This window comes from Prochlorococcus marinus str. MIT 9515 (assembly GCF_000015665.1).
GTDB classification, from domain to species: domain Bacteria; phylum Cyanobacteriota; class Cyanobacteriia; order PCC-6307; family Cyanobiaceae; genus Prochlorococcus_A; species Prochlorococcus_A marinus_P.
The window spans coordinates 1,648,469-1,666,312 of the sequence record NC_008817.1; the positions used below are offsets into that span (position 1 = coordinate 1,648,469).

The 17,844-nt window shown below is 31.9% G+C and carries 18 protein-coding genes and 1 tRNA gene; 10 read left to right on the forward strand and 9 right to left on the reverse strand.

What is annotated here, in order from left to right; all coding sequences use genetic code 11:
• Nucleotides 1-43: 43 nt before the first annotated feature.
• The 3 genes from gcvH to P9515_RS08940 are packed head-to-tail and all read right to left on the reverse strand — an operon-like array spanning nucleotide 44 to nucleotide 2,446.
• Nucleotides 44-433: a glycine cleavage system protein GcvH gene (gene gcvH, locus P9515_RS08930; RefSeq protein WP_011821150.1), complete on the reverse strand. Its 390-nt coding sequence runs from the start codon at nucleotides 431-433 to the stop codon at nucleotides 44-46.
• Between the two features lie 8 nt (nucleotides 434-441).
• Nucleotides 442-1,734: a methionine gamma-lyase family protein gene (locus P9515_RS08935; protein ID WP_011821151.1), complete on the reverse strand. Its 1,293-nt coding sequence runs from the start codon at nucleotides 1,732-1,734 to the stop codon at nucleotides 442-444.
• Nucleotides 1,724-2,446, reverse strand: coding sequence for a hypothetical protein (locus P9515_RS08940; RefSeq protein WP_041710666.1), 723 nt, complete (start codon nucleotides 2,444-2,446; stop codon nucleotides 1,724-1,726). Before P9515_RS08940 ends, P9515_RS08935 begins: the two co-directional genes overlap by 11 nt.
• Before the next feature lie 76 nt (nucleotides 2,447-2,522).
• Here P9515_RS08940 and P9515_RS08945 point away from each other — a divergent pair, with 76 nt between their 5' ends.
• The 5 genes from P9515_RS08945 to P9515_RS08965 are packed head-to-tail and all read left to right on the forward strand — an operon-like array spanning nucleotide 2,523 to nucleotide 7,982.
• Nucleotides 2,523-3,461 carry an acyl-CoA desaturase gene (locus P9515_RS08945; protein ID WP_041710805.1) on the forward strand — a complete coding sequence of 313 codons (939 nt, stop codon included), beginning with the start codon at nucleotides 2,523-2,525 and terminating at the stop codon, nucleotides 3,459-3,461.
• Nucleotides 3,462-3,481: 20 nt separating this feature from the next.
• A complete protein-coding gene (gene rplI / locus P9515_RS08950) occupies nucleotides 3,482-3,937 on the forward strand; it encodes a 50S ribosomal protein L9 (RefSeq protein ID WP_011821154.1) in 456 nt (151 codons plus the stop codon).
• A 58-nt stretch (nucleotides 3,938-3,995) separates the two neighbouring features.
• Complete coding sequence (dnaB, locus tag P9515_RS08955) at nucleotides 3,996-5,378, forward strand: replicative DNA helicase (RefSeq protein WP_011821155.1); 1,383 nt, start codon at nucleotides 3,996-3,998, stop codon at nucleotides 5,376-5,378.
• A gap of 12 nt (nucleotides 5,379-5,390) precedes the next feature.
• Nucleotides 5,391-7,355, forward strand: coding sequence for a tRNA uridine-5-carboxymethylaminomethyl(34) synthesis enzyme MnmG (gene mnmG, locus P9515_RS08960; RefSeq protein WP_011821156.1), 1,965 nt, complete (start codon nucleotides 5,391-5,393; stop codon nucleotides 7,353-7,355).
• Nucleotides 7,356-7,361: 6 nt separating this feature from the next.
• A complete protein-coding gene (locus tag P9515_RS08965; RefSeq protein WP_011821157.1) occupies nucleotides 7,362-7,982 on the forward strand; it encodes a chorismate lyase in 621 nt (206 codons plus the stop codon).
• Here the strand turns inward: P9515_RS08965 and P9515_RS08970 are convergent.
• Nucleotides 7,959-8,525: a hypothetical protein gene (locus P9515_RS08970; RefSeq protein ID WP_011821158.1), complete on the reverse strand. Its 567-nt coding sequence runs from the start codon at nucleotides 8,523-8,525 to the stop codon at nucleotides 7,959-7,961. The two genes, P9515_RS08965 and P9515_RS08970, sit on opposite strands and share 24 nt — an antisense overlap.
• An 83-nt stretch (nucleotides 8,526-8,608) precedes the next feature.
• Nucleotides 8,609-9,136 (reverse strand): SprT family zinc-dependent metalloprotease, encoded by a 528-nt coding sequence (locus P9515_RS08975; RefSeq protein WP_011821159.1) that lies wholly within the window; start codon nucleotides 9,134-9,136, stop codon nucleotides 8,609-8,611.
• 86 nt (nucleotides 9,137-9,222) lie between these two features.
• On the opposite strand from P9515_RS08975, the gene P9515_RS08980 reads away from it, so the two are divergent.
• Nucleotides 9,223-9,642: a hypothetical protein gene (locus tag P9515_RS08980; protein ID WP_011821160.1), complete on the forward strand. Its 420-nt coding sequence runs from the start codon at nucleotides 9,223-9,225 to the stop codon at nucleotides 9,640-9,642.
• A 17-nt stretch (nucleotides 9,643-9,659) separates the two neighbouring features.
• Complete coding sequence (locus tag P9515_RS08985; protein ID WP_041710667.1) at nucleotides 9,660-10,991, forward strand: ATP-dependent DNA ligase; 1,332 nt, start codon at nucleotides 9,660-9,662, stop codon at nucleotides 10,989-10,991.
• Between the two features lie 247 nt (nucleotides 10,992-11,238).
• Here the strand turns inward: P9515_RS08985 and P9515_RS08990 are convergent, their stop codons facing one another.
• The 4 genes from P9515_RS08990 to P9515_RS09005 form a co-directional block, all read right to left on the reverse strand.
• Nucleotides 11,239-11,850 (reverse strand): TVP38/TMEM64 family protein, encoded by a 612-nt coding sequence (locus P9515_RS08990; RefSeq protein WP_011821163.1) that lies wholly within the window; start codon nucleotides 11,848-11,850, stop codon nucleotides 11,239-11,241.
• A gap of 1 nt (nucleotide 11,851) precedes the next feature.
• On the reverse strand, nucleotides 11,852-14,608 hold the full coding sequence (locus P9515_RS08995) for a valine--tRNA ligase (protein ID WP_011821164.1): 2,757 nt from the start codon (nucleotides 14,606-14,608) through the stop codon (nucleotides 11,852-11,854).
• Nucleotides 14,609-14,699: 91 nt separating this feature from the next.
• The gene (locus tag P9515_RS09000; protein ID WP_011821165.1) at nucleotides 14,700-15,038 is read right to left on the reverse strand and encodes an AIR synthase; all 339 of its coding nucleotides are present in this window, start codon (nucleotides 15,036-15,038) and stop codon (nucleotides 14,700-14,702) included.
• A 17-nt stretch (nucleotides 15,039-15,055) separates the two neighbouring features.
• Nucleotides 15,056-15,127 (reverse strand) — tRNA-Val (locus P9515_RS09005).
• A 99-nt stretch (nucleotides 15,128-15,226) separates the two neighbouring features.
• Here P9515_RS09005 and mazG point away from each other — a divergent pair.
• Genes mazG through speB form a run of 3 tightly spaced genes read left to right on the forward strand, consistent with a single transcriptional unit; the run spans nucleotide 15,227 to nucleotide 17,815 of the window.
• A complete protein-coding gene (gene mazG / locus P9515_RS09010) occupies nucleotides 15,227-16,081 on the forward strand; it encodes a nucleoside triphosphate pyrophosphohydrolase (protein ID WP_011821166.1) in 855 nt (284 codons plus the stop codon).
• Nucleotides 16,078-16,929: a polyamine aminopropyltransferase gene (gene speE / locus P9515_RS09015; RefSeq protein WP_011821167.1), complete on the forward strand. Its 852-nt coding sequence runs from the start codon at nucleotides 16,078-16,080 to the stop codon at nucleotides 16,927-16,929. The genes mazG and speE overlap by 4 nt, the downstream gene beginning before the upstream one ends.
• 1 nt (nucleotide 16,930) lies before the next feature.
• Nucleotides 16,931-17,815, forward strand: a complete 885-nt coding sequence (speB, locus tag P9515_RS09020; RefSeq protein WP_011821168.1) for an agmatinase — start codon at nucleotides 16,931-16,933, stop codon at nucleotides 17,813-17,815.
• Nucleotides 17,816-17,844 lie beyond the last annotated feature (29 nt).

Below are 17,844 nucleotides of genomic sequence, written 5' to 3' on the forward strand. Positions count from 1 at the left end.
TAATTTATTTTTCTTTAAAATAGCCGGTTTTTAAAAATTTGCTTTAATTTGGTGAAACCTTTGATTTATATTCATCTGAATTCATTAATTCGTCTAATAAAACATTCGATTCTGGTTTAATAATTAGCAACCATCCATTGCCAATTGGATCATTTTGCAAAATTTCTGGATTATCAATAACACTTTCATTTACAGAAAGCACTTCTCCTGCGAAGGGAAGATATACTTCTTCAACTGCCTTAACAGACTCTATTGTTCCAAAAGTTTCTCCCTTTTGTAAATTAGTTCCTTTTTCAACTAATTCAACAAAAACAATATCTCCTAATTGATCAATTGCAAATTCACTAACACCAATTTTTAACAATCCATTTTCTTCCTTTACATATTCATGTGTATCGGCATACTTTAAATTATTCGGAAACTTATAGGACATAATAAAATTTATGAAAAAATGAGAGATTCCCTTTCAATTAGATTTTCTTCTAATAACTCAAATACTAATTGAATTAAAGCAATTTTGATGTGAGCCATGTGAGAACCACCTTGAACAAAAATATTATATGGATCTCGTAAAGGAGCATCAGCTGAAAATTCACTTGTACTTCCTTCAATAAACGTGCCTCCTGACATTAATAAATTTGAATCATAACCACTCATTGGAGAAGGAATGACACTTAAAAAAGAATCTATCGGTGAAGAATTTTGAAACGATTGACATACTTTTTGTATTAAGTGTGGATTATTTAATCTAACTGCTTGAATTATGTCTGACCTGTAAGACTTTGGCTTTGGTAAAACCATAAAACCTAGTTTTTGAAAAACGGCAGCAACCAAATCGGCACCTTTGAGAGATTCATGCACCATTTGAGGTGCTAAAAATAATCCCTGCAGAATTAATCTGCCACAACCAAAGTTAATTCCTGCATCGGCTCCAATTCCTGGTGCAGTTAACCTACAACATGCCATTTCAACTAATTCAGAATCACCTGCAATGTATCCACCAGTAGGAACAATTGTCCCACCCAAGTTTTTAATTAGTGATCCAGCGATTATATTTGCACCGTTGGTAATTGGTTCACTTTCTTCTACAAGCTCTCCATAACAATTATCAACAAAACAAATACACCCAGGACTAAGAGAATGAACGAGATTGCAGATATGTTTGATTTGATTATTATTTAAAGATTTTCTCCAACTATAACCACAACTTTTCTGGATAAATACTAATTTACATTTATTATTTTTAAAAAAAGTTATAAGTTTTTCATCGTACGAATTTGTTTTTTCATCAATACTAATTTGTCGATATTCAACTCCTAAATCTAATAAAGAACCTTTTCCCTTTCCTCTAATACCTATCACTTCCTCCAAGGTATCGTAGGGATTGCCTGTAACAGATAACATTAAATCACCGGGACGCAAAATTCCAAAAAGAACGGAACTTATCGCGTGAGTCCCGCTTACAAATTGCATTCTTACAGCTGACTTTTCTGCAAGAAAAAATTTTGCAAATACATCATCAATCTTTTGTCTAGATAAATCATCATGCCCACTACCTGTTGATTGATTGAAATGAATAGTTGAGACTTTTTCTTCATTAAAAATTCTCAAGATATTCTGTAATTTGTCATAAATTTGATTTGATCTTTCGTGAAAAATATCTTTTAAATCTTCCTCTAATGCAATAACCATCTCTTTGGCTAAATTAAAATTATAATTTTTATTATTTTTCATTCTTTAAAACTCTCTTTTTTTGAAAAGCTATATCTCTTAAATGCATAAGAAAAGCGTTAGGTCCTCCCTCACTAAAATAAGAAAGTTTTTTTGATGTCTCATAAAGATCAAGTAATTCTCCATCTAATTCCTCTGCCGTATAATCTTTTATTCCAGCTATCACTTCCGCGAAACGCTCTCTTCTTAAAGGCTTTGAACTTGTATATGCCTCCATAACGACAACTTTACAATATCTCCAAGGCCTGTTTTGACAAAAATGATCAGAAAGAGCATCGCTTAATGTAGAGGCTTCATGATCTTCGATATACCAATCGAAAGATGAAGGAAGAGGTTTCAATCCTGAAAAAATTTCAAATAATTCTCCTGCTGACAATGGCTTACCAGAGTCATTTTTTAGTGGCAGAGCAGAATCTTCCAATGATCTCCATAATTCTGGGTGATTTTCTTCTAATTGATCCCTTATCGAATCTATACCTTGATCAAGAATCGTATTAACTTGTGCCAAAGCAAGAAAAACTTCTGGCCCTGGGGATGACAACTTTCCATTCCTTAAATTTGAAATCTGAGAATTATGCACTCTACCTAAATCAAGTATTTCAGAAAGCAGAGGCAAAACCCTGTGTGACCATGCATTTCTCTCATGCCAAAGATGAATCAAATGAGCCATAGCTCTTCGACCCTTCAATAATTTCTCCCGATATCCTAAACTCACGGATAATTAAAATAATCAATAGTATAGTATGATAATATTACATATCGGCCTTTTTGAAAACAGCTCTTCCAATATTATGAAATCAGTTATCTTCCAAGAAACAGCCAAATTAAAAAGACCTGTACCTGCAGAAAAGGTTTTAGAACTTCACTACAAATTTTTAGCTCCATCTAGCCACTCTAAAAATTACCCTCCTAGATTACATAAGACATGGGGGACTATATTTTTTATGATCGCAATACATGTATTATCTTTTGTAGCGTTACAACCACAGTTTTGGAGCTTACCCGCGGTAACTGCATTATTTTTCTTTTACTGGTTAACTGCATGCCTTGGAGTCACTTTGGGTTATCATCGATTGCTTTCCCATAGATCATTTGTTGTTCCAAAATGGCTTGAAAGATTTTTTGCCACGTGTGGTGCCATAAGCTGTCAGCATGGTCCTATTGATTGGGTTGGTTTACACAGACATCATCATTCATTCTCGGATACAGAAGTCGATCATCACAATAGCAAGAGGGGATTTTGGTGGAGTCACATGGGATGGATGTTTAAAGATGTTGAAGCTCTTAAAGCAGTACCAAAGTTAAGTGCAGATTTAATAAAAGACCCCTACTATAGATTTTTAAATAAATATTTTCTTTTTCTTCAAATACCAATTGGCTTATGCTTATTCGCAATAGGACAAAAACTAGAAGTTGGAGGCTGGGCAATGGTCTTATGGGGGATACCTTTAAGACTTGTAGTCGTTTATCACATAACTTGGTTAGTAAACTCAGCTACTCACTGTTGGGGTAAGGCTCCTTTTGAAAGCGGTGATGAATCAAAAAATAATGCTTGGGTTGCAGCTTTAACATTTGGAGAGGGATGGCATAATAATCATCACGCTTTCCCTAATTCAGCAAGACAGGGTTTATTCAAAGGGCAAATTGATTTGACTTGGGAGCATATTAAACTTCTTGCTAAATTGGGATATGCAAAAAAAGTAAAATTACCCTCTAGGACTTATTATTAAATATATAAACTAATAATTTTATGGCTAAAAGAGTAAAAGTCGTTTTAACAGAATCAATTGCCACACTCGGAAGAGATGGTGATGTTGTTGAGGTTGCTCCCGGTTATGCAAGAAATTACTTATTACCTTTCGGTAAAGCATCTAATGTTACCCCATCTATTCTGAAACAAATTGAACGAAAAAGAGCCAAAGAAAAAATTGCTGCAGAAAAATTAAAACAAGAAGCTATTGACTTTAAAACTGCTTTAACAACCATTGGTAGATTTACAATTAAAAAACAAGTTGGTGAAGATGGGGTTCTGTTTGGAACTGTTACAAATGGAGATGTTGCAGAGGCAATACAATCAGCTACCAAAAAAGATATTGATAGAAGAGACATAACAGTACCGGACATTCATAATTTAGGTTCATTCGTCGCCAAAATAAAACTTCATCAAGAAGTAAGTGCGGAAGTTAACATTGAAGTAACAAGTTAATAACTTTGTTGCATTATTTCTAAAAGTAGTCAGAGTATATATCTAAGTCTTCAATTATATGGTTTCGGTTCCTTTCCCAAATAATGGGTCTAATAAAAATTTCAAAAAAGACTATAGTAGCGAAAATGCAGGATTAGTTCCTCCCCAAAATATTCAAGCAGAAGAAGCTATTTTAGGTGGTATTCTTCTTGATCCGGATGCAATTGGAAGAATTGCAGATTTAATTAAACCAGAAGCTTTTTATATAAATGCGCATCAAGATATTTTCAAAACAGCCCTAATGTTACACACGCAAGGCAAACCTACAGATTTAACATCAATGAGTGCGTGGCTTGCAGACAATGGATCACTTGAAAAAATTGGAGGAAATTCTAAATTAGTAGAACTAGTAGAAAACGTTTCTTCCACAGCTTCAATAGAACAAGTAGCGAATTTAATAAGTGATAAATTTATACGGAGACAACTAATCCGATCTGGGAATGAGGTAATTCAGCTAGGATTTGATCAAACACAAGAAACTAATGAAGTATTAGATAAGGCAGAGCAAAAAATTTTTGAAATTAGCCAAGAAAAACCCACTAAAGGTCTTACTCAGGCGGCAGAAATTCTTACAAGTACTTTTAATGAAATAGAGTCAAGGTCGTTGGGTAAATCTGTTCCTGGTATTCCGGTCAATTTTTATGATCTTGATGCAATGACTCAAGGTTTTCAAAGAAGTGATTTAATAATTGTGGCAGGAAGACCATCGATGGGTAAAACTTCCATGGTTTTGAACCTAGCAAAGAATGTAGCTCAATCTCAGGATCTTCCTGTTTGTGTCTTCAGCCTTGAGATGAGTAAAGAGCAACTTACTTATAGATTACTTTCTATGGAAGTGGGTATAGAAAGTGGAAGATTAAGAACAGGTAGACTACAACAAGATGAATGGCCTTTACTTGGAGAAGGAATCAACTCATTAGGTCAACTTCCCATTTTTATTGATGATAAACCTAATTTAAGTGTTTTAGAGATGAGATCGCTATGCCGAAGATTAATAGCTGAGCAGAAAAAAGAACTGGGTTTAATAGTTATTGACTACCTGCAACTAATGGAAGGTACAACACCAGACAACAGAGTTCAAGAGCTATCTCGTATTACTAGAGGTCTTAAAAGCATGGCAAGAGAGTTAAAAGTACCAGTAGTAGCCTTATCTCAGTTAAGTAGAGGAGTTGAGTCAAGAACAAATAAAAGGCCTATGTTAAGTGACCTTAGAGAATCGGGTTCTATAGAACAAGATGCCGACTTAGTATTAATGATTTATAGAGATGAATATTACAATCCAGAAACTGAAGATAGAGGCATAACTGAAATTATTGTCACTAAACATAGAAATGGACCCGTTGGAACTGTTAAATTATTATTTGAACCACAATTTACAAGATTTAGGAATTTAGCTAATTAATTCATCACGAAAATGAAAAAGCAACAATCCTCCAATGAATCTTTTGACGTTATTGTTATTGGAGGAGGACATGCAGGATGTGAAGCTGCCATTACGACAGCTAAATTAGGCTTTTCAACCGCATTATTCACAATAAATTTGGATAGAATTGCTTGGCAACCATGCAACCCCGCGGTAGGTGGACCAGCAAAAAGTCAATTAGTACATGAAGTTGATGCTTTAGGTGGAATCATTGGGAAACTAGCTGATGAGACAGCAATACAGAAAAGAATATTAAATGCGAGCAGAGGGCCAGCAGTTTGGGCATTAAGGGCTCAAACCGATAAAAGAGAATATTCGAAACGAATGATAGAGATACTACAAAACACTGATAATCTATCTTTGAAAGAAGCCATGATTACTGAATTATTGATAAAAGAGGTTGAAACTTTTACCAAAAACTCAAAGAATACGACAAAGCAAATTAAAGGTGTGAAAACTTTTTTTGGAACCTGCTATTCTGCAAAATCAATAATAATAACTGCCGGAACTTTTTTGGAAGGGAGAATCTGGATAGGTAATAAATCGATGTCTGCAGGGAGATCCGGAGAGCAAGCGGCTCAAGGTTTAACTGAAAGCTTACATAGTCTTGGAATAAAAACTGAGAGACTAAAAACTGGAACTCCTGCAAGAGTGGATAAAAAAAGTATTTCTTTTGATGCATTAGATATTCAGCCAAGCACAGCTTCAGATAAATATTTTTCATTTGATCCCAAAATAAAAAACGACATGCCACAAATTTGTTGCCACATAACACGAACAACTCAAAAAACTCATGAATTAATTCGTAATAATTTGCATTTAACCCCAATTTATGGAGGATTTATAGATAGTAAAGGACCTCGATATTGCCCTTCTATAGAAGACAAAATCGTAAAATTTGCAGATAAAAATTCACATCAAATTTTCTTAGAACCTGAAGGGATAAATACGCCTGAAATTTACGTACAAGGATTCTCAACTGGGTTACCTGAAAATATTCAATTAGAACTTTTAAGAACATTACCAGGTTTAAATAAATGTAAAATGCTTAGGCCTGCTTATGCTGTCGAGTATGAATACATTCCTGCAACTCAACTTAAGTTATCATTGGAAACTATTGAGATAGACAATTTATTTAGTGCTGGACAAATCAATGGTACAACTGGCTATGAAGAGGCTGCTGCTCAAGGATTAGTAGCTGGAATAAATGCAACTAGAAAACTTAATATGAAAGATCCAATAATCTTTTCAAGAGAGAGCAGCTATATAGGCACTATGATCAATGACTTAATAACACGAGATCTAAAAGAACCATATAGAGTTCTCACAAGTAGAAGTGAATACAGACTTACTTTACGAGGAGACAATGCCGATAGGAGATTGACTCCTTTGGGTTTTGAAATAGGATTAATTGATGAACGAAGATGGTTTGCTCATAAAGAAAAAATGAAATTACTTAAAGAAGAAAATTCAAGATTAGAAAATACACGTTTAAAATGTACTGATGAAATCGCCAGAAACATAGAGTTAGAAAGTGGCTCAAAAATTAAAGGATCGACGACATTGAAAGATCTTTTAAAAAGACCAAATGTTCACTACTCTGATTTTATAAAATATGATTTGGCAAACAAAAGTCTACCAATAGCAGTTATGGAAGGAGTTGAAATAGACATTAAATACGAAGGTTACCTTAAAAGACAACAAAATAATATCGATCAGATAAATCGTCAAAGTCTCAAATCACTGCCAATCGAAATTAATTATGACCTAATAGATACTCTATCTTTAGAGGCCCGCGAAAACTTAAATAAAATAAAACCTACTAATTTTGGGGATGCCTCCAAAATACCCGGTGTCAGTAAAGCTGATTTAACAGCATTACTAGTTTGGCTTAAAATAAAAGAAATAAAAAAAGAAAAGACAAATAGTTTTGTTGAAAAAAAGTTATCATCTTAAAAGAAATTGGTATCATCACTGAATAATAAACTCTTTAACTCACCAAGAATTTTATGGGAAGAGAAAGCTACTGCTTTCTTAGTTGAAAATTCTTTACCAAAAATATCTGGCTCATGGAAATTAATGTTATTAGGTGATGGTAGTCCAACAAGACATTTACAACTTTTAACTAATCAAGAAACAAAAATCAAATTAATATCTATGCAAATAGATCCTCTCTTTAATAAAGAAGGTCCAATAGAAATCAATCAATTAAAAGAACCTTTAATTAGAAGGCAAGTTTGGATTAAAAATCAAAACGAAAGTCTTGCGTGGGCTGAAAGTTGGTGGAATTCACAACAAGTCAGTGAGAATTTAAAAGCAAAAGAAGAACCAATTTGGAAAAACTTAACTCAAGATAGATCAGAATTGTTTAGAGAAGTCGATAGCATTTCAATAGTTAATGCGAATTGGTTGGAGGAAGAATTTTGTTTTAAAGGTCCATTTTGGTCAAGAAATTACAGATTTTTTCGTAATAAACAACCTTTAACCATTATTCGTGAGGTCTTCAACCCTCAATTAGAAACTTGGTTAGGTTCCTCAGGAATTCAAAATTTTTCTAATCTATATTCTTCTTCTTCGTCTTGACCTTGGAAGACTTCTCCCATTATTTAAACCACTTGTTATGTTATCTTCATCACCATTAAGATCATCAATTTTTTCAGCAGATCTTTGCCATCTATTAACTTTTAAGTCTGAATCATCCGGCCATTCATCAAAATAGTTTGATTTTCCATAAGGCAACTTCTTTTGTTCATCTATTTGAATATTTTTAGGTTGTCTTAAAGATAAGGCCTCTAAAGGACGTTTTGAGGATATCTTTGCTAATTCATCAGATCTAGATTCTCTTGAAAAAGATTTAATATCTTGTACATGTGCATAACTATTTTCCTGATCTGACAAATCTTCCTCTTCAAAAAACACATCCATTTTATCTGAAACCCATTTACCAACATTTTTAACATTCCTGCGAGATATTCCTCGGAAATCAGTACTCCTTTTATTTCCGGGTCTTGAACCTGATACCCCATCAACAAATTGTCTTCCTGTTTCAACAATTTTATCAACTTGCTTATCAAGTATTGTTCTATCAAAATTATTTCTAAAGTTTCTAGGCCTGCGAGAATCCATAAATTATCTTTGTTTTAAATATCAAGTTACAACAACATAATAGGAAATTCTAAATAAAGAAACATAATCACATTTTTAAATTGTCAATCAAATAAAATTAAACAGTTTTTATTCCAAGATCCATTAAAAAACAAATTACAGCATTTTTTACAAGCGATATTCTTCATCCTTTTTCTATACATATATTTCTCCCCGCAATTTAAGCATTTTCCTATATATTTTAATGCTTTTCTTTCAACTGGAAAATTATGTCTAATACTTATCTGAAAATTTTTTTCTTCTTTGTTGATTTGGTTCATTTTACTTAGAAAATTTGGCCCGTGTATCTCATTAATATTCAAAATCCTATCTACCCAGGCATGAATCATTTCATGGCAGAGCGTACTATAAATTTGATTAGACGATAATTTACTTAAAATTGGCTTTGATAAAATAATCTCAGAATCAATAACTCCATTAAATTGTTTTCGCTTATAAAAACCTGCAGTTGTTTTTAATCTGTTATCACTCCATCTAACCTTTACTAAAGGCTCTTTATTAATTGTTAGAGATTGATCAAAAAATTGCTTATTAAATTTATGGAATATTGGTAAAAGAGGAATTACAGACATTATCGATTAAATTTAGTATTATTTTGACAAAAAAAGTCATCAAAAACGATTTATTTTCTTAAAATTAAAAAAAATCAAATTTTAAAATGGATGCATTACTAGTAAAAGATATTGGTGTCAAAGCTTTATTAATAGGTGGAGCAGTACTTGTTTCTTTTTGGACATTCAATGCTGTTAAGCTTGTTATAAGTGCAAGAGGAATTAATCCATTAGTTCGAAAATTCTTTGATCAAGTAGCAGCAGGAAGAATAGACGCTGCCTATGGACTTACTACAAAAACTTACAAAACACATGTAAAACGTCAAGACTTTTTAAAGTTTTTAGCTGGCTTAAATTTAAATAAATATAGAAATCTAAAGTCAGGAAGACCTAGAGTTCAAGAAGATCAGATCATAATTACTTTAAATTTAAAATCTGAAGATAAAAAAGAAGAGCTTCCACTAGATTTTACTTTTTCAAAAACTGACAAAGATTGGAAGATAGACAGAATTGCCAAAGTAAATTAGTAAAGGTTTAAATACTTGTGAAACATCAAGAACTTCGGGAAGAAGAAATAATAAAAAAATTAGAATTAAACCCAAGCAGGTTAGATAAAGAACAAATCATTTTTGAAGCAATGAAAAAAGGGCTTAATGATTTTTTTGATGGAATACGTATGGCCTTAGATCCCTTAGTAACTTTTGGTGTAAAGCAAGTGCCAGAGAAAGTAGAAGAGACATCTAATAAAGGATGTAAATGGAGTGATTTTAAAGGATTAACAACTCAATTGATCCAAAGAGAACTGACTGGGTATGCCGCTAGAGATGCGATCAAATCAGTTATGAACTCTGCGACTAAAGAGCAATGGAACGGATTTTACAGACGAGTATTAATTAAAGACCTCCGCTGTGGTGTTTCTGAAAAAACAATTAACAAAGTTGCAAAAAAATTTCCACAGTATGCGATACCTATATTCTCGTGTCCCCTTGCTCATGACAGCGCAAACCATGAAAAGAAAATGATAGGCAAAAAACAAATTGAAATTAAACTAGACGGAGTCAGAGTATTGACAATTATTAGGAATAATAAAGTAGAAATGTTTTCGCGCAACGGCAAGCAGTTTCATAACTTTGGTCATATCATTGCAGAAATAGAAAAAGTATTAGAAAAACATCCTGATCCCCAAGATTTAGTATTAGACGGTGAAGTGATGAGTGCTAATTTCCAAGACCTGATGAAGCAAGTTCACAGAAAAGATGGTAAAGAATCAAAAGATGCAGTCTTACACTTATTTGATATATGTCCACTTAAAAATTTCAAGGAGGGTTTATGGAAAAAACCCCAAACCACAAGAAGTATGCTGGTAAAAGATTGGGTAACAAAAAATTCAACTTTTTTAAAACATGTCCAAACACTCGATTGGGAAGATGTGGATTTAGATACTACTAAGGGACAAATGAGATTTATAGAACTTAATAAAGAAGCAGTAGAGGGAGGGTATGAAGGCGTTATGATTAAAAATCCTAATGCTTGGTATGAATGCAAAAGAACACATAGTTGGTTAAAAGCAAAACCATTCATAGAAGTTACATTGAGAGTTGTAGCAATAGAAGAAGGAACAGGCCGAAACGAAGGTAGGCTTGGAGCCATCCTGGTTGAAGGTGAAGATGATAAATATAATTATCGACTTAATTGCGGGAGTGGATTTAGTGACTCTCAACGTGAAGAATATTGGAGTGAAAGAGATCAAATAATCGGCCAATTGGTAGAAATCAGAGCTGATGCAAGAACTAAATCTCAAGATGCTGAAACCTTTAGTCTTAGATTCCCAAGATTCAAATGCTTTAGAGGATTCGAACCAGGTCAAAAAATCTAATTTTCAATGGGATTACTTTTGTGATAGTGAGTATTTAAACTGGTGGTAAATCATGCAATAAAGTATCTATTATTAATAAATTACAATTGAAAATTATTCGTCTTTATGGATAACAAAAATCTTTTCAAATATATTAAAACTCCCTGCGGTCAATCAAAATACATCGAATTAGAAGCTAATAAAAGTGTGCTTGGGAAATTAAGACTTTATTGGTTTATCATCATTGCGTCTATAAGAGATTGGAATATTAAGGATTAATTTCTTTTGACTCATTAATATATTCTCTAGCGTACTTTGCTGAAAAATATACAACCATCAATGTAGAAATCACACTTATAGTAGTAATCAGTATATTATTATTTGGTTGTAAATTTTTTAAATCCTGCAAACTTTTTGCCAAGCTACCTATAGAACAATAAAGAAATGTTCCTGGAATAATTCCAAGAAGACCTAAAGCAAAATCTCTAAATTTAATATTATTTAACCCATAAAAATAATTAAGAATACTAAAAGGAAAGAGTGGGGAAAGTCTTGCTAAAAGTATTAATTTAAGACCACCCTTCTGCACTACTTGTTCCATAAGACTTAATCTTGGATAACGATTAATAATTTTTTTCAGCTTTTTTGATAAAAAACTTTTTGAAATAAAGTATGCTATTGAAGCACCAATAACTGCCGCACAAAAAACTATGATTGAGCCGAGATAGGAACCATATAAAAAACCAGATAATAAAGATAACCAAGAGGCGGGAAGAATTAATAAAATAATTAAAATATAAAGAAAAATAAAAGCAAAAATACCAATATTTGTATTAAAAAAAAAGGCTAAATCATAAATATTTTCAAAAAAAGAAGACATATTACTTTAATAAGTTAAGTTTCTTATTGATTCTTTCAGATTGCAAATTTCCCTCTTTTAACTTAACAAAACATTCATCAACAATATCTCTTGGAGCTTTATCAATAAAGTTTTTGTTAGATATTCGCTTATTTAAAGATTCTATTTCAAGATTAACTTTTTTCAAATCATTAGTGAGCCTATCCTTCAAAGCCTCTAGATTAACAAAATCATTAAAAGGCAAATAAACCTCTAGATCACCAATAATACCTGAAAAAGACTTGACAAAAGTATTTTTGTCGATCTCATTAGATTTACGGAGAACCACTTCAGATGACTTAGTAAAAGTTTTAAGATCTACTAATAGAGTTTTAAGGAAATTAGTTAATTCAACATTATCTGAAATTAAATAAACAGGAACGAGTTGAGATGGCTTAAGTCCTAATTCCACCCTAAGATTTCTAATCAATCTAATTATTTCAAAGAGCTCTTGAAAAGATTTATCTATATGATGATTTATGTGTTTTTTTTCTACAACAGGCCATTGCTGAAGAGATAATAAAGTCTGTTCGGGTTTTAGTTGTAATGCATGCCATAGTTCTTCAGTAATATGCGGCATAAATGGATGCATCATTACTAAAACATCAGAAAGTACCTTGATTAATATTTTTTCCGATATTTGTCTATTCTGTAATTCCTTATTACTGAACTTTTGCTTTGAAAATTCAACATACCAATCACAAAAATCATTCCAAGTAAATTCGTATAATAATTTCGCAGCTTCACCTAATTTGTATTCAATTAAAAGATTAGATACTTTGGAATTCAATTGATTTAATTTTGATAAAATCCATTTATCAGATAATTGAAAATATTTTTCATCACTCTCGCTTAATAAATAATTTTCAGAAAAAGTTTTATTTATCAAAACAAATTTAGTAGCATTCCAAAGTTTATTTGCAAAATTCCTTGATGCTTCAACTGTTGAAGAAGTATCATTTTTTCGATCAAAATCTAGCCTTATATCCTGTCCAGCTCCAGCGACTTCTCGAATTAAAGCAAACCTCAAAGCATCAGAACCGTATTTATCAATCAAAAGCAAAGGATCAATACCGTTACCTGCACTTTTACTCATTTTTTTATTATTTTCATCTCGAACTAAACCATGAATATAAACATCCTTGAAAGGTATTTTATTCGTAAAAGTTTTACCCATCATTGTCATTCTGGCTACCCAAAAGAAAATGATATCGAAACCGGTCACTAAAACGCTATTGGGATACCATTTTTTAAAATCTTCATCATTTACGTTAGGCCAACCTAATGTAGAAAAAGGCCATAAACCACTTGAAAACCAGGTATCTAGTACATCTTTATCACGAATAAGTTGAAAATCAGCTCCAAATTCTTTTGTAGCTTTGTTTAAAGCTTCTTTCTCATTCCTTGCAACAATATATGGAGTATTTTGATCGATTGAATCCTCTGAATGTTTCAAGATATACCATGCAGGAATTTGATGTCCCCACCATAATTGCCTACTAATGCACCAATCATTGATATTATCTAACCAATCTTTATAAACTTTCTCCCAGCGATTAGGAATAAAAGTAGGCTTTTGAGAATCAAGTTCTTCAAGACAACTTGAAGAAATATTTTCCATTTTTAAAAACCACTGGGTTGACAATAATGGCTCAATTGGCACTTTCCCCCTTTCGGAAAAAGGTACAGTATTTTTATAGTCTTCTATTTTTGTTAACAAACCTAACAAATCTAATTCCTTTATTATTTGTTTTCTAGCTTCATATCTATCTAAATCCTGAAATTTTCCTGCATTAATATTAAGAGTTCCATCTTTATTCATTATATTTATTTGCTTTAGATTATTTCTTTTGCCCATAGCAAAATCGTTAGGATCATGAGCTGGAGTTACCTTTACACAACCTGTACCAAAATCCTTATCAACTTCCATATCAGCAATAATAGGTATTTCCCTATCAACAAAAGGAACTTTTACTTTTTTTGCAATATACTTTTTATATCTTTCATCATTTGGGTTTACAGCTAAAGCAGTATCTCCCAATAAGGTTTCAGGTCTGGTTGTTGCGACCTCTAAGTATTCATCTAAAATTTGACCCGCATCAGAAATTAAGGGATATTTAAAATGCCATAAATGTCCATTAACCTCCTGCATTTCAACTTCAAGATCACTTACTGCTGATTGAGATGCTGGGCACCAATTAACTAAATATTCACCTCTATAAATAAGTTTTTTATCGTGCAGAATATTAAACGCTTCAATAACTGCCTCATTTAATTTTTCGTCAAGAGTAAATCTTTCTCTCTCCCAGTCTACAGAATAGCCAATTCTCTTTAATTGAGATACTATTTTACCCCCACTCTGCTCTTTCCAAATCCAGGCTCTTTTTAAAAAATCTTCTCTTCCAATATCGCCACTATTTTTACCCTCATTTTTTAATTGTTTTTCAAGTATAGTTTGGACGGCTATTGATGCATGATCAGTTCCTGGTAAGCACAATACATTTTTACCAAGGAGTCTTTGGAAACGAATAATCACATCTATTAACGAACTATTGAAAGCATGTCCCATGTGTAAAGACCCTGTGACATTGGGAGGAGGAATAACTATACAAAAAGGTTCACCTTTATCTCTCGAATCGGGACTAAATGCTCTTAAACTATCCCATTGTTTTTGCCACTTTTTTTCAACCTCTGAGGGTGAATAATTCTTTAATGTAAATTCATCATTCAACTTATTCATTTGCAATAGTTATTTCATTAGCTTTTTATTTATTTTATATTGATAGAAGCAAATAATTGAAAAATATCAGTTTGCAAAAATAAAAATTATTCTAAATCAATTTAAATCCAGAGCCACAAGAGCACCTTTTTGCATTTTCTGGAGTTGAGATAAGAAAACCACCACCACTTAAATCACTGTAATAATCAAGTTTTAAATCTTTTAACAAAGAAAACTTTTTAATATCAGCATATAAAGTTATACCCTCGGTTCTAGATATTGGAGAACCATTATTTATTCCTGGTTTCAATTTAATATGCATCCAACCCTCTGAACCTTCATCTTTAATTAGGTCAATAAACATTTCACCTGGAGAACCCCCAAAGGATGCTTGCCTAGATAGCTCTGATGCAGCACTTTGACTGATTGAAAGATTTACGATCTCAGTCATTAAAATAAATTAGTCAATGGGCGATCCAGGGTTCGAACCAGGGACATCCTGCTTGTAAGGCAGGCGCTCTACCGCTGAGCTAATCGCCCTTATAATAATTCATTCTAATAGATGAAGTTGAAATTTTTATAATAAGTATTTAAATATTTCATGATTAAGGCAAAATTAAAAAAATAAAATAAAGATTTATGACCCCAAACAATTGCAATAACAATCAAAACGATAGAAATTTAAAGGCTTTAGAGAATTTCAAAATTTTAATATCCAATATTAAATTATTAAAAGATAAAACTTGGGGCTGTCCATGGCAAAAAAAACAGTCACATGAAACTTTGATCCCCTTTTTAAATGAAGAAAGTAATGAATTTATTGATGCAGTATATGAAAAAAACGCGAATAATATGTGTGAAGAATTAGGAGACCTTTTATTACAAATACTGCTTCATGCTGAAATTGGTTTTGAAGAAAATCAATTTGAATTAAATGATATTATCAAAAATCTCAATAAAAAAATCATCAATAGACATCCATATATTTTTAAAAAGCAAGAAAAAGTATCTTTAAAAAAATCGCAAGAAATTTGGAGAAATATCAAAAATTCAGAAAAGAAAGATCACAATAAAGAATCTTCAATTAGTAAACAATTAAATTCGGAAATAAGAAGTTTGCCTGCAACAGTTGGATCAGAAAAAATAACAAATACTGTTAAAAAATACGGTTTTAAGTGGGTAAGTAGTAATCAGATTTTTGATAAATTAAGTGAGGAAATATGCGAATTAAAAGAGGCGATACAAAGCAAAAATTCATCAGATATACAGGATGAATTTGGAGATGTTTACTTTACTTTGATAAATCTTTCAAACTTTTTAAAAATAAATCCAGAATCATCTCTACAAAAAACTAATAAAAAATTTTTAAAAAGATTTTCAATAATTGAAGATCTTGCAGGAGATAATATTAAAAAACAAACTCTAAAAGAATTTAAGCGACTTTGGAAAGTTGCTAAAAAAACATTATTTATAGAAAATCTAAAAAACAAATGAAAGATATAACAACGTGGATTGATGAATACCAAAAAGGTTCAAGATTTGGCCTTAAAGGAAAAGTTTTACTCAAAAAAAATTCTAAATTTCAAGAAATCCTGATCATAGAAAGTGATTATTATGGTAAGGCTTTAATGTTAGATAGATGTTGGATGACATCAATGAGAGACGAAAAATATTATCATGAATGTTTGGTTCATCCAGCCTTAAGTAGCATAAAAGAGAAATCTCGCATATTAATAATTGGAGGGGGTGATGGTGGAACCGCAAGAGAATGCTTAAAATATTCTCAAGTAGAAAAAATAGATTTGGTAGAAATTGATGAGGAAGTCATAAAGGCATCTAAAAAATTTTTGCAAGAAATTGGAGGTACTGCCTGGATTGATAAAAGATTAACCATACATATTGATGATGGTGTTAAGTGGGTAGAAAAAGCAAAAAATAATTTTTATGATTGCATTTTTATAGATTGTTCAGATCCCTCAGAATTTTCTAACTTATTATTTACAGATACTTTTTATAAAGAATGCAAAAGAATACTTACGCAAAAGGGAATATTAGCTACTCAAAGCGAATCACCTGAATCATTCAAAAATATACATATACATATTTTGAAATCTCTTAAGAAAGTATTTAAATTATCTGAAACTATGTACTCATTTGTGCCCATATACCCAAGTGGTATTTGGAGCTGGACATTCGCCTCAAAAGGAGAATTGAATTTATCAACACCATGTTGCAATGAGGTTACAACAATAGAAAAGGGATGTGATATTTGGAATTTAAATTTTCAAAATGCGGCATTCAAAATGATGCCAAATAAAATTGTGAAAGAACTAAATTCGTAAAATGATAAATAAAAATTTGTTTGATAAAGAAAAAGCAATTTTTATGGGGTCAAAAAGAAATCCTGATAATTGTTCAATTGGAATATTTGGAGTCAATTATGATGGGACATGCTCCTATAAGTCAGGAGCTAAATTTGGTCCTAATGCCATAAGGCAAGTTAGTACATGCTTAGAAACATTTTGTCCAAGATTAGAAAAAGATTTAGAAGATTTTAATTATGTTGATTTTGGCTCGTTAATAATTCATAAAAAGGACTCAAAGTCTGTCATTAAATCAGTCAAATCAGCAACAAATTTTTTAATGAGTAAAAGCCTAGCTCCCATTATGCTTGGAGGTGAACACTCTATTACGAGGGGTGCTATTGAGGCATTAGTCAAAAAATATCCAGATTTGATTTTAATTCAACTAGATGCTCATGCAGATTTAAGAAGTTCATATATGGGAAACGAACATAGTCATGCTTGTACAATGCAAAGATGCTTAGATGTCTTACCTGAAAAAAAGATTTTGCAAGTAGGGATAAGGAGTGGAACAAAAGAAGAGTTTAAATTTATGAGACATCAAAATCAATTAGTAAGATTCTCCCCAGGCGGGAATACCCAAGAATTAAAAAAGGCTCTTATTCCTTACTCTAATTCTCCAATATATTTAACAATAGATTTAGATTGGTTTGATCCAAGTTTATTACCTGGCACAGGAACTCCCGAACCAGGAGGATTTTTTTGGAACGACTTTGAAGCGATTCTCGACACTTTAAAAAACATTAGAATAGTTGCTTCAGATATTGTGGAATTATCTCCAGATATTGATAACAGCGGAGTAAGTAGTGTCGTTGCCGCAAAAGTACTAAGGAGCTTAATTATGTCATTAAAAAATATGCAATAAAAAAATTCTAAACTAAAGTATAGGAAACT

What these genes read in the sequence shown, in the direction of transcription:
- gcvH (WP_011821150.1), bottom strand. Translation starts at nt 433, where the DNA reads ATGTCCTATAAGTTTCCGAATAATTTAAAGTATGCCGATACACATGAA.
- P9515_RS08935 (WP_011821151.1), bottom strand. Translation starts at nt 1,734, where the DNA reads ATGAAAAATAATAAAAATTATAATTTTAATTTAGCCAAAGAGATGGTT.
- P9515_RS08945 (WP_041710805.1), top strand. Translation starts at nt 2,523, where the DNA reads ATGAAATCAGTTATCTTCCAAGAAACAGCCAAATTAAAAAGACCTGTA.
- rplI (WP_011821154.1), top strand. Translation starts at nt 3,482, where the DNA reads ATGGCTAAAAGAGTAAAAGTCGTTTTAACAGAATCAATTGCCACACTC.
- dnaB (WP_011821155.1), top strand. Translation starts at nt 3,996, where the DNA reads ATGGTTTCGGTTCCTTTCCCAAATAATGGGTCTAATAAAAATTTCAAA.
- mnmG (WP_011821156.1), top strand. Translation starts at nt 5,391, where the DNA reads ATGAAAAAGCAACAATCCTCCAATGAATCTTTTGACGTTATTGTTATT.
- P9515_RS08970 (WP_011821158.1), bottom strand. Translation starts at nt 8,525, where the DNA reads ATGGATTCTCGCAGGCCTAGAAACTTTAGAAATAATTTTGATAGAACA.
- P9515_RS08975 (WP_011821159.1), bottom strand. Translation starts at nt 9,136, where the DNA reads ATGTCTGTAATTCCTCTTTTACCAATATTCCATAAATTTAATAAGCAA.
- P9515_RS08980 (WP_011821160.1), top strand. Translation starts at nt 9,223, where the DNA reads ATGGATGCATTACTAGTAAAAGATATTGGTGTCAAAGCTTTATTAATA.
- P9515_RS08990 (WP_011821163.1), bottom strand. Translation starts at nt 11,850, where the DNA reads ATGTCTTCTTTTTTTGAAAATATTTATGATTTAGCCTTTTTTTTTAAT.
- P9515_RS08995 (WP_011821164.1), bottom strand. Translation starts at nt 14,608, where the DNA reads ATGAATAAGTTGAATGATGAATTTACATTAAAGAATTATTCACCCTCA.
- P9515_RS09000 (WP_011821165.1), bottom strand. Translation starts at nt 15,038, where the DNA reads ATGACTGAGATCGTAAATCTTTCAATCAGTCAAAGTGCTGCATCAGAG.
- mazG (WP_011821166.1), top strand. Translation starts at nt 15,227, where the DNA reads ATGACCCCAAACAATTGCAATAACAATCAAAACGATAGAAATTTAAAG.
- speE (WP_011821167.1), top strand. Translation starts at nt 16,078, where the DNA reads ATGAAAGATATAACAACGTGGATTGATGAATACCAAAAAGGTTCAAGA.
- speB (WP_011821168.1), top strand. Translation starts at nt 16,931, where the DNA reads ATGATAAATAAAAATTTGTTTGATAAAGAAAAAGCAATTTTTATGGGG.